Here is a 15,075-nt window from a genome sequence, read left to right as displayed (position 1 = left end):
CTGGCCGCTCAATAGAGCCCACGGGTCTGGGCATGCAGTCGCACCAGGCCCAGCAACGCATCAATCTGCGGCGTCGGCACGCCGACGTGCTGACCGATCTCCCGCACCGATGCCACCAGTGCATCGATCTCCAGCGGGCCGCGCCCGGCTTCCGCATCCTGCAGCATCGACGTCTTGAACGCGCCAAGCTGCCGCGTGACGGCGCTGCGTTCTTCACCGCTCTGTTCGATCGGGCAGCCGATGCGCGCGCCGATCGCTTTCGCTTCTTCCATGATGGCGAGGCAAAACGCGCTGACCTGCGGGTCGTCGAGAATGCGGTCACACGTCGCGCCGGTCAGCACCGACACCGGGTTCATCGTCATGTTGCCCCACAGCTTGAACCAGATGTCGCGCTGGATGGCTTCGCTGCGTTCGATCTGCAAACCGGCGCGTTCAAGCAGCGCCCCGATTGCATCGAGGCGCGGTGAGGTGCCGCCCGCAGGTTCGCCGATGATCAATCGCTTGCCGAACCCGTGGCGCACGTGGCCAGGCGCAGCGGTCGAGCAGGTCAGATGCACCACGCAGCCGAGCACGCTCTTCGTTGGAATGGCCTGCGCGATGCGGCCGTGCGGATCCACCGATTGCAGGCGCAGACCTTCCAGCGGGCCAGGTCGATCAAAGAACCACCACGGCACGCCGTTCATTGCCACCACCACGGAAGTCTCCGGGCCGATGAGCGGGCCGATGGTTTGCGCCACGCTTTCCATGGCCGGCGCCTTCACGGCCACGACCACGACATCCTGCACACCGAGCGCATGCGCATCGTCACTCGCGTGCACCGGCACAGAGCGTGTGTTGCCGTCCTCGGTCAGTCGCAGCCCTTCGACCTGCAGCGCCTGAAGCGTCGCGCCCCGTGCCAACACGTTGAGGGGTTGATCGGCCAGCGCGAGCTTCGCGCCAAGATAGCCGCCGACCGCGCCGGCGCCCACGATGCAAATGCGTGTCATGTGATCAGGTTCGGTAGGAAGGGTCGATGCGGTCGATGGTGCGGGTGAGCGCGGCAAACACGTCTTCGCCAGCGCCAAAATTCGGGTTGAACTGCAACGAATCGCGCGTGCAGTTGCGCGCAATCGCTTCGGGAATCTCCAGCACTGGGCCCATCGACGTGGAAGCCAGCTGGATCTCGCACGCGCGGTTGAGCAGCCACAACACCGCAAAGGCCCGCGCAATCGAATCGCCCCAGGCCAGCAACCCGTGGTTGCGCAGAATGACGGCAGGCTTGTCGCCGATGTTCTTGACCAGGCGCGGCCCTTCATCGGCATGCACGGTAATGCCTTCAAAGTCGTGATACGCGACCTTGCCGTGCAGCTGCGCCGCATAGAAATTGCTGATCGACAGACCATCGCGCGCGCAGGCCACGGCCATGCCGGCGGTCGTGTGGGTGTGCATCACGCAATGCGCACCCGGAATGCCGGCGTGAATGGCGGCGTGCACGGTAAAACCGGCGGGGTTGACGGGCCAGTCCGGCTGACCCGGCGCACGCTGCGCATTGCCCTGCAGGTCGATCTTCACGAGGTTCGACGCGCAGACTTCGGCATACGTCAGGCCAAACGGGTTGATGAGGAAATGCGGGCCGCCATCGTCGGCGCGGCCATCTTCGGGTGGCAGGCGCAGCGTGATGTGGTTGTAGATCAGCTCCGTCCAGCCGAGCTGCGCAAAGATGCGGTAGCACACCGCCAGCTTCACGCGCGCGGCCCATTCATGTGGGCCGCACCAGTCCGGGCGATGGGCCTGGATGCTCGATCCGGCGTCGGGTGAAAGCGAAAGCACCGTCATGACCTGTCTCCTGATCGCAGGGGCCATGCGCCGGTCGGGTTGCCGGCGCTTAAGTGATTCACATGTTAATGAATTTGCGCCGGGCGTCAAACAACGTTACATCTGCCGTCTGCTAGGGCAACTGGTTGCGCAGGATCACCAACCACTGCATGACCGAATTCGTGTACGGATCGAGCTGGTTGGCGTCATTCAACTCGGTGATGCTCATCGACGCGGATTGCTGCACGTTGCCGCCAATCGATTTCACTTCATGGCGCACCGGGTCCACCTCAACGACGAGGTCGCAGTGCATGGGCGTTCTGCCGGCCTGGATCTCGGCCGGGTCCGTCATGAAGCGATCGGCGCCGCGTGCGGTGCAGATGAGGTCGCCCGGGCGCGGCACGGCCGGCGTGCGTTCGAGCACGAAGGCGGGATGCTTGAGCAGATGGTCGCGCGCATCGGTGACGTATTCCGCATGCGTGGCGCCGGTCAGGAACTGGTCGTTCTGCAGGCCGGCCTTGCGCATGATCCACGAGATGAACACGGCCGACCACGCCCAGCCGCCGGTGGTCAGCTGGTGGCAGCTCGGCGTCTTGCCGACGATGGCCCAGTAGCGCTTGGCCAGCACGCAGCCGCGCGCGGTGGCTTCACCGCCCGTGCCGTCGGGATAGCGCAGGCAAGGGGCAGGAGCAGGAGCAGCGGGCGTCGCAACCGCTTTGGGCAGCGGCATGTCGGCACCCCCTTCTTCGTCCACCGGGGCAGGGGTGGGGTCGTCAGCCGTCAGCCAGCGGCCCTGGGGCTGATCGGGAAAGCCGCCGCCGGTCACGCAATACGTATCGTCACGACCCACCCGCACGACCTGACGGCCCCACCGGTCCCATTCGGTGAGGGCGATCTCGATCATCTTCTCGCGCGGCGTGGCGCCCGGCCGCGTCTGCACGACTTCGTTGTCGGGCAGCGGTTCGGCCTGCGGACGCGCGGGCGGCGTGGTGCAGCCGGCGAACCAAAGGACCGGTGCGATCAGGACGATCGGCAGGGCAATACGCAAAACGAGCGAATTGCGCAGAAGAGGGCGGGGCATGAAAGAGGAGGGAAGGGATGGCCTGACGGGGAGGCAGGCCTTCCGACGTGGTACGCCAATGCTGCGGTCGATTCACGCATGCAATGGCATGCCACGTCGTGGGCGCAGCAGACAGGGCTGGCTACGCCAGGATCGTCATTGCGTCAGGCGTTGACGGCGTCCTTGAACTTCTGGCCAGCCTTGAACTTGACGGTCTTGGCAGCTTCGACCTTGATTTCTTCGCCGGTGCGCGGATTGCGGGCCATGCGCTCGGCACGTTCACCTTGGCTGAAGGTACCAAAGCCGATGAGGCTGACCGCATCGCCCTTGCCAACGGATTCCATGATGGCCTGCAGGGTCACGTTCAGTGCCTGCTCGGCCTTGGCCTTGGTCAGACCGTCTACGCCGCTGGCGATGGCGTCGATCAGTTCGGTTTTCGTCATTGCTTGACTCCCTTCAAGAGTAGATAACACACACATCAGAGCCTCCGGGGGGCGGCTCCAAGGGCGACATGATACCGGCATGCGATTGGCGCCGGCACGTGAGCTTTGTAACGACGTATCGCGAGCGGGTTCCGTAAACCCGCATCGGGCTTGCATTGCGAGGCGGTCCCATCACATCGGCAGGCTGTTGAAGGCATCGGCTTGTGCCTGATGTGTTCGCTCGTCGATAGGATCGACGCAAGTCGATCGATGGGTTTACCTTTTTCTTTATGTATACAGATAGTAGTAGTAAATAAAGCCGCGCCCTTTCTGTGGATAACTCGGAAAATCGCTTCCGGTTCAAGCACTTGTTGAAAGCAAAACCGCTGGTACAGCGTGTGCCCCGGCGTGGATGGATCGCTGGTTTGCATCCACGCTCCATCGGCAGCTGCGTCACTTGTGCCCACACCATCGACAGGGCAGCCACAGACAGCCAACAGGCTTTGCCGGTAGTTATCCACAGCCGCAGGCCCGGTTATCCACATCGAGCGGCGAGACAGGGCGGCGGCACGTGTCGGGTTGCCATGCTTTTGGTGTAGGCTCTCGGCTTCGTTGATCGACGTTTCCGTTCTTCCCCGCACCTCCATGACACGCACGTCTGCTGATGCCATGCCGGCTCCGGCTGAGTCTCCGTCCGCGCCGCAAGCCCCGGCCAAACTGCGCCGCCGCGACCGCATCGAGGTGCGCCAATCGGGCGTGCACGGGCGCGGCGTCTATGCCGTGGCGCCCATCGCCAAGGGCAAGAAGATCATCGAATACAAGGGCGAGCACATCTCGTGGAAAGAGGCGCTGCGCCGCCATCCGCATGACCCGTCCGACCCGAACCACACGTTCTACTTCAGCCTCGAAGACGGCAGCGTGATCGACGCCAAGTACGGCGGCAACCGCGCACGCTGGATCAACCACGCGTGCAAGCCGAACTGCGAGGCGCGCGAGAAGGACGGCCGCGTGTTCATTCATGCGCTGCGCGACATCGAACCCGGCGAGGAGCTGTTCTACGACTACGGCCTCGTCATCGAAGGCCGCCAGACCAAGGCGCTGAAGGAACAGTTCGCCTGCCGCTGCGGCGCCAAGAACTGCCGCGGCACGATGCTGGCGCCGCCCGAGAAGAAGAAAAAGAAGAAGTGAGCCGCGCCTAGCCCGGTTCGCCGGCCAGCGGCACGCGCAACACGATGCGCATCACGCGGGAGCCGTCGCGGGCTGCGGCGTCTTCAATGGCAACATGGCCGCCGTGCAGGCGCACGATGTCGTGCACGATGGCCAGGCCCAGGCCGCTGCCGTGTGGCTGCCCGGGGCGGTGATCCGCGTCGCCACGGAAGAAGCGCTGGAACACCTCGCCGCGCCGCTCCGGCGGAATGCCCGGCCCGTTGTCTTCCACGCTGACCACACCCCACCAGTGCGAGGAGGCATCCGCTTCCATGCCCGCGCGCAAGGTGATGCGCCCGCCGGTCGGCACGTACTTGATGGCGTTGTCGATGAGGTTGTTGATCGCTTCGCGCAGCAGCACCGCGTTGGCCAGCACGGGGGCCTGCAATGAACCTGGCAACGTGGCTTCCTCCGGCCAGGCCTCGAAGCCCAGGTCGAGCCCGCGGGCAAGCGCGCGCGGCACCCACTCGGCACCGGCATCGAACGCAAGCGATACGAGATCCACGCGCACCGGCGGCCCCAGTTGCTCGAGCGTCATGCCGGGCTCGGCCCGTGCCAGCGTCAGCAGCTGGTTCGACAGCCGGATGGCCCGGTTGGCACCCGATTGCAGTTCGAGCAGGGCAGGGCGCGCGTCTTCCAGCGTCGTGGCCTGCACGGCGTGATCGGCGTGCAGCTTCAACGCGGTGAGCGGCGTGCGCAACTGATGGGCCGCATCGGCGATGAAGGTGCGCTGCGCTTCGAGTGCATCGCGCAGGCGCGCCAGCAAGGCATTCATGGCGTTGATGAGCGGCTGCAGCTCGGCCGGCACGCGCTCCGCCGATTCGGCGGGAAGGGGCCTGACGGACTGCGCGCTTTGCCGGTTGAGCGTATCGGCCAGCGTCTGCAGCGGCTGCAGTTCTTCCTTGAGCACGAGCGAGAGGATCAGCCCGCCCACGGCCAGCAGCACGATCAGCGGAATCGATACCGATAGCAGCACTTCCTTGGCCGCCGCATCACGGTGGTCCAGCAGTTCGGCCACTTCCACGACGATGCTGTTGTCGGGCTGCATCGCATCGGGCGGCTTGGACGGATTGAACGCGGGCGCCGTCTGGGCCTGCGTGGGCGCCAGCGCGGGCCGCGTGACGTCGTCTTCCGGATCGGGCGGCGCCGGCTGGCGCGGCGAAACCGGCTTTGGCACATCGGCGGTCACACCCGGCACGGGCAGGCGCACGGCGCGCACTTGCTTGCCGTCGATCCAGCTGTAGAACACGCGCGCCTCGCCAATGCGCACCTGTCCCGAGCCGTAGCCGAGCGCCGTGTCGCGCCCGATCAGCGTGCCGGCGGGGCCGGCAATGCGCCAGAAGATGCGGTCTTCTCCGCTGTTCTGCACCAGCGTCTGCGCGGTAAGGGCGATGTCGTACAGCCTGGCCGGCGGCACGTGCGGCCCGGCCAGGCGCATTTGCTCGGCCAGCGTATTGGCCACGCCCACCAGCGCCCGATCGAATACCTGCGCGGTGTAATGCGCCGCCAGCCAGTACGAGAGCGCACCCGTGCCGACCACGAGGCCGAACAGCGGCGTCGCCAGCGCCCGCAGCAGATGCAGCCGGAGGCTGAGTGCGCCGTGGGCGGGCGCAGGCGCGGCAGGCCGGTGGCGTTTGAACATGATGCGGCGCTACGCCGGAGCGCGTGCCTGCAGCAGATAGCCAAAACCGCGCACGGTGACGATCTCGGCTTCGGAGTGTTCGATCTTGCGGCGCACGCGATGCACATAGACTTCGATGGCCGTATCGCCCACTACATCGTGGCTCGCCTCGCCGATGGCGTGACCAAAGCTGGCCAGATGCTCCTGCAGCTGCACCTTGCTGACCACGCGGCCCTGACGCAGCATCAGCAGTTCCAGCACGGCAAACTCTCGCGGCGACAGCTCCAGCGGCGCGGCATCGACAAAGATGCGCCGCTCCACGCCGCTCAGGCGCAGTCGCCCGACCAGGATGTCCGGCCGCGCCGCGGGCTCGGAAGGATCGCCGCGGCGGCGCAGCAGCGCACCGACACGCGCCACGAGCTCGGGCATTTCGAAGGGCTTGAGGAGGTAATCGTCGGCGCCGGCATTCAGGCCGTTGACCTTATCGGAAAGGCCGTCGCGGGCGGTGAGGATCAGCACCGGCGTGGCGCGGTCGCGCGCGCGGAACTGCGACAACAGCGTCATGCCGTCGATGCCCGGCAAGCCGAGATCCAGGATCACCAGGTCGTGCGTCTGCCGGGCCAGCTGCTCGGCGGCGAAGACACCGTCATGCACGGCATGCACGCGGTGTCCGGCCTGCGTCAGTCCGGCATGGATGCCGCTGGCAATGGCGCGGTCGTCTTCAATCAGCAGGATGCGCATGGGGCGGTCCGCAAAGCGCGGCGGAAAAGGAATCGGTGCGGTTTGGCAGCGCTACAATGCGCGGATGACCGAAGCCCTGCTCACCATCACCGACCTGGAGGCCGCCATCAATTACTGGCGTGCCCGTTCGCCCGCCCAGGGCGAGGAACTGCGGCTGTGTGCCGAGGCGTCGGCGTTGGCCAAGCCGTATGCGCTGATGATTGTACAAGGCGCCACCCGCATCGCCCCGGAGCAATTGGGCGACAAGGCGCGGGCGGCGTATGAAGCGTGGCGCGCGGCCACGCAGGGCTGAGCGCCAGCAGCAGCGGCGTTACTTCGCGCCGGTCGTCCTGGCGGCCTGCTCGATGAAGCGGGCGAGATCGGCGTCACGGTGCGTTAGGCCGTTTGCGTCGTGCGTCGACAGGGTGATGTCGACGCGATTCCACACGTTGAACCACTCCGGGTGGTGATTCATCTGCTCGGCCTTGATCGCCACGCGCGTCATGAAGCCGAACGCGGCGTTGAAGTCGGCAAAGGTGAAGGTTTTCTGGATGGCGTCGCGGTCCTTCTGCAGCTGCCATCCGGGCAGCTCGGCAAACAGGGCCTTGCGTTGGTCGTCGTTGAGCGTGGGCATCATGATGGGTCACGGAAATCGGTCGAGAATGCGCGCAGTATAGTCAGCGCCCAGAACGGGTTGTGCCCTGAAGCATGCATGCGAAGTCCAGCTTCCGGGCACCACGCGCTCTAAATGTCTGCCGTATCGGCCCAGCCTTCACGGTTGCCTACGTTCAGCACGAGATCGCCGTCGACCACATCGCCGGCGCCGAAAGTCGGCAGCGCGGCGAGTTCTTCATACAGCGGCGTGAAATCGGGGCGCGTGGCGTCAAACAGCTGCTCGAAACTGTCGATCACGAAGTACGTCTTCTGGAACGTGTCGATGCGATAGCGCGTGCGCATGATGCGGCGCACGTCGAAGCCGATGCGGTTCGGGCTGGCTGAATCGAGCGCATACACCGATTCGCTCTTGCTCGACACGATGCCCGCACCGTAGATGCGCAGGCCGGCCGGCGTGCGGATCAGCCCGAATTCCACCGTGTACCAGTACAGGCGCGCCAGCATGTCGAGCTGGCCGAGGCGCGCCGCCTTCAGGCCGCCCTTGCCGTAGGCCTCCATGTAGTCGGCGAAGATCGGGTTGATCAGCAGCGGCACGTGGCCAAAGATGTCGTGGAAGCAGTCGGGCTCTTGCAGGTAATCGAGCTGGTCGGGCCGGCGCATCCACCAGCTGGCCGGGAAGCGCCGGTTGGCGAGGTGATCGAAAAAGACTTCGTCCGGCACCAGGCCCGGCACCGCGACGATCTGCCAGCCGGTCGCGCGCAGGAGCGTTTCGTTGAGTTCGTCGAACGACGGCACGCGGTCGCGGCTCATGCCCAGCGTCGACAGGCCCTGCAGGAATTCATCGCACACGCGGCCCGGCAGCAGCGCCTCCTGGCGGTCGTACAGCGTGCGCCATGTCGCATGGTCGGCGGCGGTGTAGCGGTGTACCGGCTGATCGATCGTGAAGTCGGCGCGCAGCGTCTGGCCGTCGAGGCCTTGCGCAAACTGTTCGCGCAGCTTGTCGGTCAGGGTGCCGTTGAAGCCGGCGGGGGCCGCGGTCTGGGTCGAGTCGGGGGCGGTGGTGGCGGGGGCCATTCGGGTGTCTCGCTCTCGTGTTATTCAAGTCCGGCCAGTGTAGGGGTGCGGCCCTGCGGATTGTCCGCAAAACGGGCGCCTCTGAGCCGCGGCATGCGGAAATCGTGCAGAATGGCGTGCATCTACGCAGGAGATATGCATGATTTCGCTCGATACCTTCGATCTAGCCCTGCTGGCGGCGCTGCAGCGCGATGGCCGTGCGACGCATCAGCAGCTTTCGGAGCAGGTGCACCTCTCGGCCAGCCAGGTGGGGCGGCGTCTGGCGCGGCTGGAGTCCGAAGGCGTGATCGAAGGCTACCGGGTGGTGCTGTCGCCGACCGGCCTGGGGCTCGGCGTGACGGTGTTCGCCAGCATCAAGCTCGCGCATCATGGCGACGCGATCGTCGAGCGTTTCCGTGAAGAGATCATGCTGCTCGACGCGGTGCAGGAGTGCTATTCCGTGGCCGGCGATGCCGACTACATGCTGCGCGTGGTGGTGCCCGACCTGCCGGCGCTATCGGAGTTCGTCATGCGCAAGCTGATGCGGGTGCCGGGCGTGGACAATGTGCGTTCCAATATCGTACTGACAGCTTTGAAGCGGGACGGCGCGCTGCCGCTATCCCACCTCGGTGGGTGACCGTGCGCCTTGCGCCAGGGTGCGCGGCGTGTCACGCTGCAAGCCGATCACACCCAGTTTCAATGAATCGCCTTTCCCGGGCGGGAGACCATGATGGTTGAAGGACACACCACTCATCCGGCGCATCTGCCGGCACGTCGTGCGGGCGGCTACGGCATGCCGGCACGCGTTCGTGCGTGGTGGGTGGCGGCCGCCGTGGCGGGGGTCACCTATGGCGGCATGTTGACCATGGTGGCCGTCGACGTGCCGCCGGGTACGCCGCTGATCGGCCGCATCGTCGCGCAGCCGCTGTGGAAGATGCTCATGGCGATGCTGCTGGCGCGTGCGGCGTCGCTGCATGAGATTCCGCGCGAGCGCCGCTGGCTCGTCGGCGCGATGCTGTTTTCGGCGCTGGGCGACCTGTGCCTGGCATTGCCGGACTGGAAGCCGTCGTTCATTGCCGGCCTCGGCTGCTTCCTCGTCGCCCATCTGTGCTATCTGCGCGTGCTGTGGCAGTTGCGAGGCGCGTCGTCGCCGGTGCGCCTGCTGGCGGTGGGCGCGATGATCGGCGTGGCCATCGGCATGCTGCTGTGGTACTGGCCGGGCCTGGGCGGTTTGAAAGGCCCCGTCATCGTTTACATGGTCGTGCTCTCGTCAATGGTGTGTGCCGCGCTGCTGGCGCGCCTGCCCGGGCCGCTGACCGCCTGGGGCGCCATCGCCTTTGCCGCCTCCGACGCCATGATCGGGATCAGCGTGTTCGTGTTTCCCTTTACGGACCATGAGCTGGCGATCTGGTGGAGCTATGCCGCCGCGCAGCTGCTGATCAGCGGCGGCCTGCTCACGCGCCGCACACCGCCCGCGCGCCGGGCATAAGCTCGATCGCCGTGTCCTTCGCTGTGGGAGCCCCGATGCTGCAGACCCTCGACGCCAGCGCGACGGCAGCGTGCCTGCCGTACGCCGCGCTTGCCGACGCCATCGCCCAGGTATTGCGCGACGCGCGCGCCGGCCGGGCCCAGGCGCCCGCCCGACTGGTGATGCCCTTGCCCGGGCCCGGCAGCTTGTTGCTGATGCCCGCGTCCAATGCCGACATGGCCATCACCAAGATGATCACGGTGCACCCGCATAACCCGTCGCGCGGTTTGCCGGCCATCCACGGTGAGGTCGTCGTCATGGACGCGCAGACCGGCGTGCGGCGCCTGCTGCTCGATGGGCCGACCGTCACGGCGCACCGCACGGCAGCGGTCTCGCTGCTGGCCGCGCGCCTGCTGGCCCCGGAGCCAGCGGGCGACCTGCTGCTGGTAGGCGCCGGGGCCCAGGCGCGTGCACATCTGGAAGCCTTCCACCTGGGCCTTGGCACGCGGCGCGTGACCATCATTGCCCGCAATGCCGCCAGCGCCGAGGGCTTGGCCGCGCATGCACGTGCCCTCGGGATGGACGCCACCGCGCTGGCCGGCGGGGATGCGGCCGGGGTGGCGCAGGCCGCGCGCGCCGTGTTGCCGCATGTGTCGCTCGTGGTCACGGCCACGCCGTCGTCGCAACCCGTGCTGCCGGACTGGGCGGAGCCCGGCGACGGGCACGGCCGGACGTGGCGGCCGCAACACTTCATCGCGGCAGTCGGTGCGTTCCGGCCCGACATGGCCGAACTGCCGCCGCGGCTGTGCGTGCATGCCGCCGCGGTCGACCGGCTGTACGCCGACACGCTTGTCGACCTGGAAGTCGAGGCGGGCGACCTGCTGCAGGCAGGTGTGCCGTGGTCGCGTGTACGTCCGTTACAACAGTGCGTCGACGTGACGCCCGACACGCTCGCGCAGGCCGCGCCGGTGTCGCCCGTGGTGTTCAAGAGCGTCGGCAGCGCCTTGTGGGATCTAGCGGCGTGCGTGCTCGCGCTGTCGCAGTCCAGGCCTGTTTAAAAAGCGCGTTCGGCCCGAGGAGGCCCGCCATCAGCAGGTCTCGACCCGCGCTTGTAACAGGAAACCTCTAGAAAAAGCATTCTAGCCACGGCAATCAAACGGGATAATGACCATCCCTTCCGCCTGGGAGGAGACTGAGAACGCACCGGCACACGCCGCTGTACGGCACGTTTGCCCGGATGCGTCTGACACTGGAGCACATACAGATGGCCTATAAAAAAGCACTGGCGGCCGCCGCCGGGATGATCCTCGCCACCGCCGCGCACGCACAGGCTGCCGGCAGCAACATCGTCAGCCTGGGCTGGTTCCGCGTGATGCCGAACAGCTCGAGCGACCCGCTGTTCGTCAACAGCGTGGGCGGCGTTCCCGTCAACCAATCGCAGCCCAACACCGGCGCCAAGATCAAGGACGCCGATACCGTTGGCCTCGCGTTCACGCACTTCTTTACCGACAACTTCGCCATGGAACTGGTGGGCGGCATCCCGCCGCGCCACAAGATCGAAGGCACGGGTTCCTTCTCGCGCTACGGCGAAATCGGTTCGGCCAAGCAATGGAGCCCGGCCGTGCTGGCCAAGTGGTACTTCTTCGGCGCCGACAGCAAGTTCCGCCCGTACGTCGGTGCCGGCCTGAACTACACGTGGTTCTCCGACGAGAAGATCACCAACAGCGCCTTCCAGAACCAGGTGCTGGGCCGCGGCACGCCGGGCAGCACGAGCAGCGTGTCGACCGACAGCTCGCTGAACCCGGTGCTGAACGTGGGCGCCACGTACGCCATCACCAAGGACTGGTTCGTGGGCCTGTCGGTGTCGTACCTGCCGCTGAAGACGACGGCCAAGATCGATACGAAGCTGATCAACGGCACGCATATCCAGAGCGAAGCCAAGATCAAGATCAACCCGGTCGTGACCTTCCTGAACGTGGGCTACCGCTTCTGAGCGGCGGCCGCGTTCAACAAAGAAGGCGTGCCATGGCGGCACGCCTTTTTTTGTGCGCTGCTCAGGCAACGGCTTTGACCGGGTAGCCGGCCTGCTCGATGGCGGCCTTGAGCGCGTCGACGCTCGCGCCGCTCGTGACGGCCACGCTCTGGCGGGACAGATCGACCTGCACATTGGCGCCGGCATCCACCTGCTGTACCGCACGCGTGACGGCCGATACGCAATGGCCGCAGCTCATACCTTCAACGGAAAACGTCGTCATGGTTCGCTCCTGGAAAGGAAGGAAGAAATCATGCAGCGGAGTATGAACCTTCCTACCGTGGGAACCGCAAGCGTAGAATGACCGCTTGACCTTGCCAAGATGGGAAGGTCTAGGCTGATGCCATCTTCCTTCGACAGCACGTTTCCATGACCACCAGCCTTGCCCATCCGGCTTCACTCGATCTCGAAATCGGCGGGATGACCTGCGCCGCCTGTGCCGGCCGTGTCGAACGCGCCTTGCGCGCCGTGCCCGGCGTGACGGAGGCCAGCGTCAACCTCGCAACCGAACGCGCGCGCGTGCACGGCGCCGCGGCGAGCGATGCACTTGTGGCGGCCGTTTCGGCTGCTGGCTATGAAGCGCGCGTCGCATCCGACGAAGCGGCAGCGCGTGCCGCCGCCGAGCCGGATTTCTGGGACGGTGCCGGCCCCGTGTGGATTGCCGCTGCGTTGTCGCTGCCGCTGGTGCTGCCGATGATCGCCGGCTGGTTCGGCAGCGAGTGGATGCTGCCCCCCTGGGGGCAGTGGCTGCTGGCGACGCCGGTGCAGTTCGTGATCGGCGCGCGCTTTTACAAGGCCGGCTGGAAGGCCGTGCGCGCGGGTGCGGGCAACATGGATGTGCTCGTCGCGCTCGGGACGTCGGCTGCATACGGCCTGTCGCTGTGGCTGTGGTGGCGTGCGGGCGAAGACCACCTGCCGCATCTGTACTTTGAAAGCGGGGCCGTCGTCATCACGCTGGTGCGCCTGGGCAAGTGGCTCGAGGTGCGGGCCAAGCGGCAGACGGCGCAGGCGATTCGCGCGCTGCAGGCGCTGCGCCCCGATACCGCTCGCGTGCGCACTGCCGACGGCACGCTGCGCGACACCCCCGTCGCCCAGGTGCGAGTGGGCGATGTGGTGTCCGTGCGTGCCGGCGAGCGCATCCCCGTGGATGCGGTGGTGCTGGAAGGCGACAGCCACGTCGATGAATCCATGCTGACCGGCGAAAGCCTGCCCGTGCCCAAGCGCGAAGGCGACCGCGTGACCGCCGGTGCCATCGCCACCGACGGCGTGCTGCTCGTGCGCACCACGGCCATCGGCGCGGACACGATGCTTTCGCGCATCATCCGCCTCGTAGAAGACGCGCAGGCTGCGAAGCCGCCGATCCAGCAACTGGTCGATCGTGTGAGCGCGATCTTTGTGCCAGCGGTGCTGGTGGCGGCGTTGCTCACGCTGGCCGGTTGGTTCATCGCTGGGGCGGGGTGGGAGACGGCCATCGTCAACGCCGTGGCGGTGCTGGTGATCGCTTGCCCGTGCGCGCTCGGCCTTGCCACGCCGTCCGCCATCATGGCCGGCACCGGCGCGGGGGCGCGGCGCGGCATTCTCATTGCCGATGCGCAGGCGCTGGAACGCGCGCAACAGGTCGATTTCGTCGTCTTCGACAAGACGGGCACGCTTACCGTGGGCCGGCCGCGCGTCACGGCGGTGGAAGCCGCGCCGGGCGTCGATGCCGCGACGCTGCTGGACGAGCTCGCCGCGCTGCAGGCCGAAAACACGCATCCGCTGGCCCACGCCACGCGGGAATACGCCGAGCAACAAGGCCGCGCCATCACGCCGGCGCAATCGCCCGAAGTGCTGGCCGGACGCGGCACGCGCGGCATCGTGAATGGCGCGTCGCTGCAACTCGGCAACGCGCGGTGGATGGATGAACTGGGGCTCGATCGCCGCGCATTGCAAGCGCGCGCCGATGCGCTGGAGGCGCAAGGCAACACCGTCTCGTGGCTTGCGCAGCGTGATGAAGGCGGCCTGCAGTTGCGCGGCCTGATTGGCTTTGGCGATGCGCTCAAGCCCGGCGCGAAGGAGGCTGTGTCCGCGCTGCAGGCGCGTGGCGTGCGCACCGCGCTCGTGACCGGCGACAACGCCGGCGCGGCACGCAGCGTGGCACACGCGCTCGGCATCGACGAAGTGGCCGCGCAGGTGTTGCCGCAAGACAAGGCCGCGCGTGTCACGGCATGGCAGAAGGCCGGCCACGTGGTCGCGATGGTCGGCGACGGCATCAACGATGCGCCCGCGCTGGCCGCGGCCGATGTCGGCATCGCCATGGCCACCGGCACCGATGTGGCGATGCAGGCCGCCGGCATCACGCTCATGCGCGGCGAGCCGCGTCTGGTGAGCGACGCGCTGGACCTCTCGCGCCGCACGGTCGCCAAGATCCGCCAGAACCTGTTCTGGGCGTTCGTCTACAACGTGGTCGGCATTCCACTGGCCGCGTTCGGCCTGCTCAGCCCAACATTTGCCGGGGCGGCCATGGCGTTCTCGAGCGTGAGCGTCGTCACCAATGCGCTGATGCTGCGCCGCTGGCCATCCACCGGAGACCGCGCATGACCCGCACCGATCTCAATGCAACCCAGGGCCCCGTCAACATCGGCGAGGCCGCCAAGGCCAGCGGCGTATCGGCCAAGATGATCCGCTATTACGAGAGCATCGGCCTGCTGCCGCCAAGCCCGCGCACGGAGGGCAACTACCGGATGTATGACGCGCGCGCCCTGCATGTGCTGCGGTTCATCCATCGTTCGCGCTCGCTGGGGTTCTCGCTCGAAGAGATCCGCACGCTGCTCTCGCTCTGGAACGACCGCGAGCGCGCCAGCGCCGACGTCAAGGCCATCACGCTGCGCCATGTGGCCGACCTGGAAGCGCGCATCCGCGAGCTGCAAGGCATGCGCGATACGCTCATGACGCTGGCGAATGCGTGCCACGGCGACGACCGGCCCGATTGCCCCATCCTGCAGGGCGTGGCCGGCGAGAGCGCAGACACCGGCGGCCAGGGCGGCTGCTGCCACTGACGGTTCGGCCCGTTGCAGCGCGCGGCGTCTATGCCACAATCTGGCA

General features: G+C 66.8%; 17 protein-coding genes. 8 read left to right on the top strand and 9 right to left on the bottom strand.

What is annotated here, in order from left to right:
* Window positions 1-8 precede the first annotated feature (8 nt).
* The 4 genes from KHN96_RS14600 to KHN96_RS14585 all read right to left on the bottom strand — a co-directional run bounded on the left by KHN96_RS14600 (window position 9) and on the right by KHN96_RS14585 (window position 3,297).
* The gene (locus tag KHN96_RS14600; RefSeq protein WP_062737674.1) at window positions 9-986 is read right to left on the bottom strand and encodes a 2-dehydropantoate 2-reductase; all 978 of its coding nucleotides are present in this window, start codon (window positions 984-986) and stop codon (window positions 9-11) included.
* Between the two features lie 4 nt (window positions 987-990).
* Complete coding sequence (locus KHN96_RS14595; RefSeq protein ID WP_062737675.1) at window positions 991-1,815, bottom strand: class II aldolase/adducin family protein; 825 nt, start codon at window positions 1,813-1,815, stop codon at window positions 991-993.
* Window positions 1,816-1,927: 112 nt separating this feature from the next.
* On the bottom strand, window positions 1,928-2,875 hold the full coding sequence (locus tag KHN96_RS14590) for a DUF2272 domain-containing protein (protein ID WP_062737676.1): 948 nt from the start codon (window positions 2,873-2,875) through the stop codon (window positions 1,928-1,930).
* A gap of 143 nt (window positions 2,876-3,018) precedes the next feature.
* Entirely contained in the window at window positions 3,019-3,297 is a 279-nt protein-coding gene (locus KHN96_RS14585; RefSeq protein WP_004628548.1) for an HU family DNA-binding protein, read from the bottom strand.
* 624 nt (window positions 3,298-3,921) lie between these two features.
* On the opposite strand from KHN96_RS14585, the gene KHN96_RS14580 reads away from it, so the two are divergent.
* A complete protein-coding gene (locus tag KHN96_RS14580; protein WP_082062829.1) occupies window positions 3,922-4,464 on the top strand; it encodes an SET domain-containing protein in 543 nt (180 codons plus the stop codon).
* A 7-nt stretch (window positions 4,465-4,471) separates the two neighbouring features.
* Here KHN96_RS14580 and KHN96_RS14575 read toward each other — a convergent pair whose 3' ends face one another.
* Both KHN96_RS14575 and KHN96_RS14570 read right to left on the bottom strand, forming a co-directional pair.
* Window positions 4,472-6,124 carry a sensor histidine kinase gene (locus KHN96_RS14575; protein ID WP_062737677.1) on the bottom strand — a complete coding sequence of 551 codons (1,653 nt, stop codon included), beginning with the start codon at window positions 6,122-6,124 and terminating at the stop codon, window positions 4,472-4,474.
* 9 nt (window positions 6,125-6,133) lie between these two features.
* A complete protein-coding gene (locus KHN96_RS14570) occupies window positions 6,134-6,844 on the bottom strand; it encodes a response regulator transcription factor (RefSeq protein WP_045785317.1) in 711 nt (236 codons plus the stop codon).
* Between the two features lie 64 nt (window positions 6,845-6,908).
* Here KHN96_RS14570 and KHN96_RS14565 point away from each other — a divergent pair, with 64 nt between their 5' ends.
* The gene (locus KHN96_RS14565; protein WP_045785316.1) at window positions 6,909-7,136 is read left to right on the top strand and encodes a DUF3717 domain-containing protein; all 228 of its coding nucleotides are present in this window, start codon (window positions 6,909-6,911) and stop codon (window positions 7,134-7,136) included.
* Between the two features lie 18 nt (window positions 7,137-7,154).
* Here KHN96_RS14565 and KHN96_RS14560 read toward each other — a convergent pair whose 3' ends face one another.
* Both KHN96_RS14560 and phhA read right to left on the bottom strand, forming a co-directional pair.
* Window positions 7,155-7,460 carry a 4a-hydroxytetrahydrobiopterin dehydratase gene (locus tag KHN96_RS14560; protein ID WP_045785315.1) on the bottom strand — a complete coding sequence of 102 codons (306 nt, stop codon included), beginning with the start codon at window positions 7,458-7,460 and terminating at the stop codon, window positions 7,155-7,157.
* Window positions 7,461-7,567: 107 nt separating this feature from the next.
* Complete coding sequence (gene phhA, locus KHN96_RS14555; RefSeq protein ID WP_062737678.1) at window positions 7,568-8,512, bottom strand: phenylalanine 4-monooxygenase; 945 nt, start codon at window positions 8,510-8,512, stop codon at window positions 7,568-7,570.
* A gap of 139 nt (window positions 8,513-8,651) precedes the next feature.
* Here phhA and KHN96_RS14550 point away from each other — a divergent pair, with 139 nt between their 5' ends.
* The 4 genes from KHN96_RS14550 to KHN96_RS14535 all read left to right on the top strand — a co-directional run bounded on the left by KHN96_RS14550 (window position 8,652) and on the right by KHN96_RS14535 (window position 11,952).
* Window positions 8,652-9,128 carry an Lrp/AsnC family transcriptional regulator gene (locus tag KHN96_RS14550; protein ID WP_045785313.1) on the top strand — a complete coding sequence of 159 codons (477 nt, stop codon included), beginning with the start codon at window positions 8,652-8,654 and terminating at the stop codon, window positions 9,126-9,128.
* Between the two features lie 93 nt (window positions 9,129-9,221).
* Window positions 9,222-9,980: a lysoplasmalogenase gene (locus KHN96_RS14545; RefSeq protein ID WP_062737705.1), complete on the top strand. Its 759-nt coding sequence runs from the start codon at window positions 9,222-9,224 to the stop codon at window positions 9,978-9,980.
* 35 nt (window positions 9,981-10,015) lie between these two features.
* Window positions 10,016-11,017 carry a delta(1)-pyrroline-2-carboxylate reductase family protein gene (locus KHN96_RS14540; RefSeq protein ID WP_062737679.1) on the top strand — a complete coding sequence of 334 codons (1,002 nt, stop codon included), beginning with the start codon at window positions 10,016-10,018 and terminating at the stop codon, window positions 11,015-11,017.
* 206 nt (window positions 11,018-11,223) lie between these two features.
* Window positions 11,224-11,952: an OmpW/AlkL family protein gene (locus KHN96_RS14535; protein ID WP_062737680.1), complete on the top strand. Its 729-nt coding sequence runs from the start codon at window positions 11,224-11,226 to the stop codon at window positions 11,950-11,952.
* A 61-nt stretch (window positions 11,953-12,013) separates the two neighbouring features.
* Here the strand turns inward: KHN96_RS14535 and KHN96_RS14530 are convergent, their stop codons facing one another.
* Window positions 12,014-12,214: a heavy-metal-associated domain-containing protein gene (locus KHN96_RS14530; RefSeq protein WP_045785310.1), complete on the bottom strand. Its 201-nt coding sequence runs from the start codon at window positions 12,212-12,214 to the stop codon at window positions 12,014-12,016.
* Window positions 12,215-12,360: 146 nt separating this feature from the next.
* On the opposite strand from KHN96_RS14530, the gene KHN96_RS14525 reads away from it, so the two are divergent.
* Together KHN96_RS14525 and cueR are read left to right on the top strand one after the other, a co-directional pair.
* Window positions 12,361-14,571: a heavy metal translocating P-type ATPase gene (locus KHN96_RS14525; protein WP_045785309.1), complete on the top strand. Its 2,211-nt coding sequence runs from the start codon at window positions 12,361-12,363 to the stop codon at window positions 14,569-14,571.
* Window positions 14,568-15,029, top strand: coding sequence for a Cu(I)-responsive transcriptional regulator (gene cueR, locus KHN96_RS14520; RefSeq protein WP_062737682.1), 462 nt, complete (start codon window positions 14,568-14,570; stop codon window positions 15,027-15,029). The genes KHN96_RS14525 and cueR overlap by 4 nt, the downstream gene beginning before the upstream one ends.
* Window positions 15,030-15,075: the final 46 nt, after the last annotated feature.

It is taken from the genome of Ralstonia mannitolilytica, from assembly GCF_905397375.1.
In the GTDB taxonomy this organism is placed as follows: Bacteria; Pseudomonadota; Gammaproteobacteria; order Burkholderiales; family Burkholderiaceae; genus Ralstonia; species Ralstonia mannitolilytica.
The sequence above is the reverse complement of the archived record's forward strand: the minus strand, read 5'-3'. Positions and strand labels throughout refer to the sequence as shown.

Excerpts from the sequence above, each read along its gene's own strand:
- KHN96_RS14580 (WP_082062829.1), top strand. The coding sequence starts at position 3,922 with ATGACACGCACGTCTGCTGATGCCATGCCGGCTCCGGCTGAGTCTCCG.
- KHN96_RS14590 (WP_062737676.1), bottom strand. The coding sequence starts at position 2,875 with ATGCCCCGCCCTCTTCTGCGCAATTCGCTCGTTTTGCGTATTGCCCTG.
- KHN96_RS14540 (WP_062737679.1), top strand. The coding sequence starts at position 10,016 with ATGCTGCAGACCCTCGACGCCAGCGCGACGGCAGCGTGCCTGCCGTAC.
- KHN96_RS14565 (WP_045785316.1), top strand. The coding sequence starts at position 6,909 with ATGACCGAAGCCCTGCTCACCATCACCGACCTGGAGGCCGCCATCAAT.
- cueR (WP_062737682.1), top strand. The coding sequence starts at position 14,568 with ATGACCCGCACCGATCTCAATGCAACCCAGGGCCCCGTCAACATCGGC.
- KHN96_RS14525 (WP_045785309.1), top strand. The coding sequence starts at position 12,361 with ATGACCACCAGCCTTGCCCATCCGGCTTCACTCGATCTCGAAATCGGC.
- phhA (WP_062737678.1), bottom strand. The coding sequence starts at position 8,512 with ATGGCCCCCGCCACCACCGCCCCCGACTCGACCCAGACCGCGGCCCCC.
- KHN96_RS14535 (WP_062737680.1), top strand. The coding sequence starts at position 11,224 with ATGGCCTATAAAAAAGCACTGGCGGCCGCCGCCGGGATGATCCTCGCC.
- KHN96_RS14545 (WP_062737705.1), top strand. The coding sequence starts at position 9,222 with ATGGTTGAAGGACACACCACTCATCCGGCGCATCTGCCGGCACGTCGT.
- KHN96_RS14585 (WP_004628548.1), bottom strand. The coding sequence starts at position 3,297 with ATGACGAAAACCGAACTGATCGACGCCATCGCCAGCGGCGTAGACGGT.
- KHN96_RS14575 (WP_062737677.1), bottom strand. The coding sequence starts at position 6,124 with ATGTTCAAACGCCACCGGCCTGCCGCGCCTGCGCCCGCCCACGGCGCA.
- KHN96_RS14600 (WP_062737674.1), bottom strand. The coding sequence starts at position 986 with ATGACACGCATTTGCATCGTGGGCGCCGGCGCGGTCGGCGGCTATCTT.
- KHN96_RS14530 (WP_045785310.1), bottom strand. The coding sequence starts at position 12,214 with ATGACGACGTTTTCCGTTGAAGGTATGAGCTGCGGCCATTGCGTATCG.
- KHN96_RS14560 (WP_045785315.1), bottom strand. The coding sequence starts at position 7,460 with ATGATGCCCACGCTCAACGACGACCAACGCAAGGCCCTGTTTGCCGAG.
- KHN96_RS14550 (WP_045785313.1), top strand. The coding sequence starts at position 8,652 with ATGATTTCGCTCGATACCTTCGATCTAGCCCTGCTGGCGGCGCTGCAG.
- KHN96_RS14570 (WP_045785317.1), bottom strand. The coding sequence starts at position 6,844 with ATGCGCATCCTGCTGATTGAAGACGACCGCGCCATTGCCAGCGGCATC.
- KHN96_RS14595 (WP_062737675.1), bottom strand. The coding sequence starts at position 1,815 with ATGACGGTGCTTTCGCTTTCACCCGACGCCGGATCGAGCATCCAGGCC.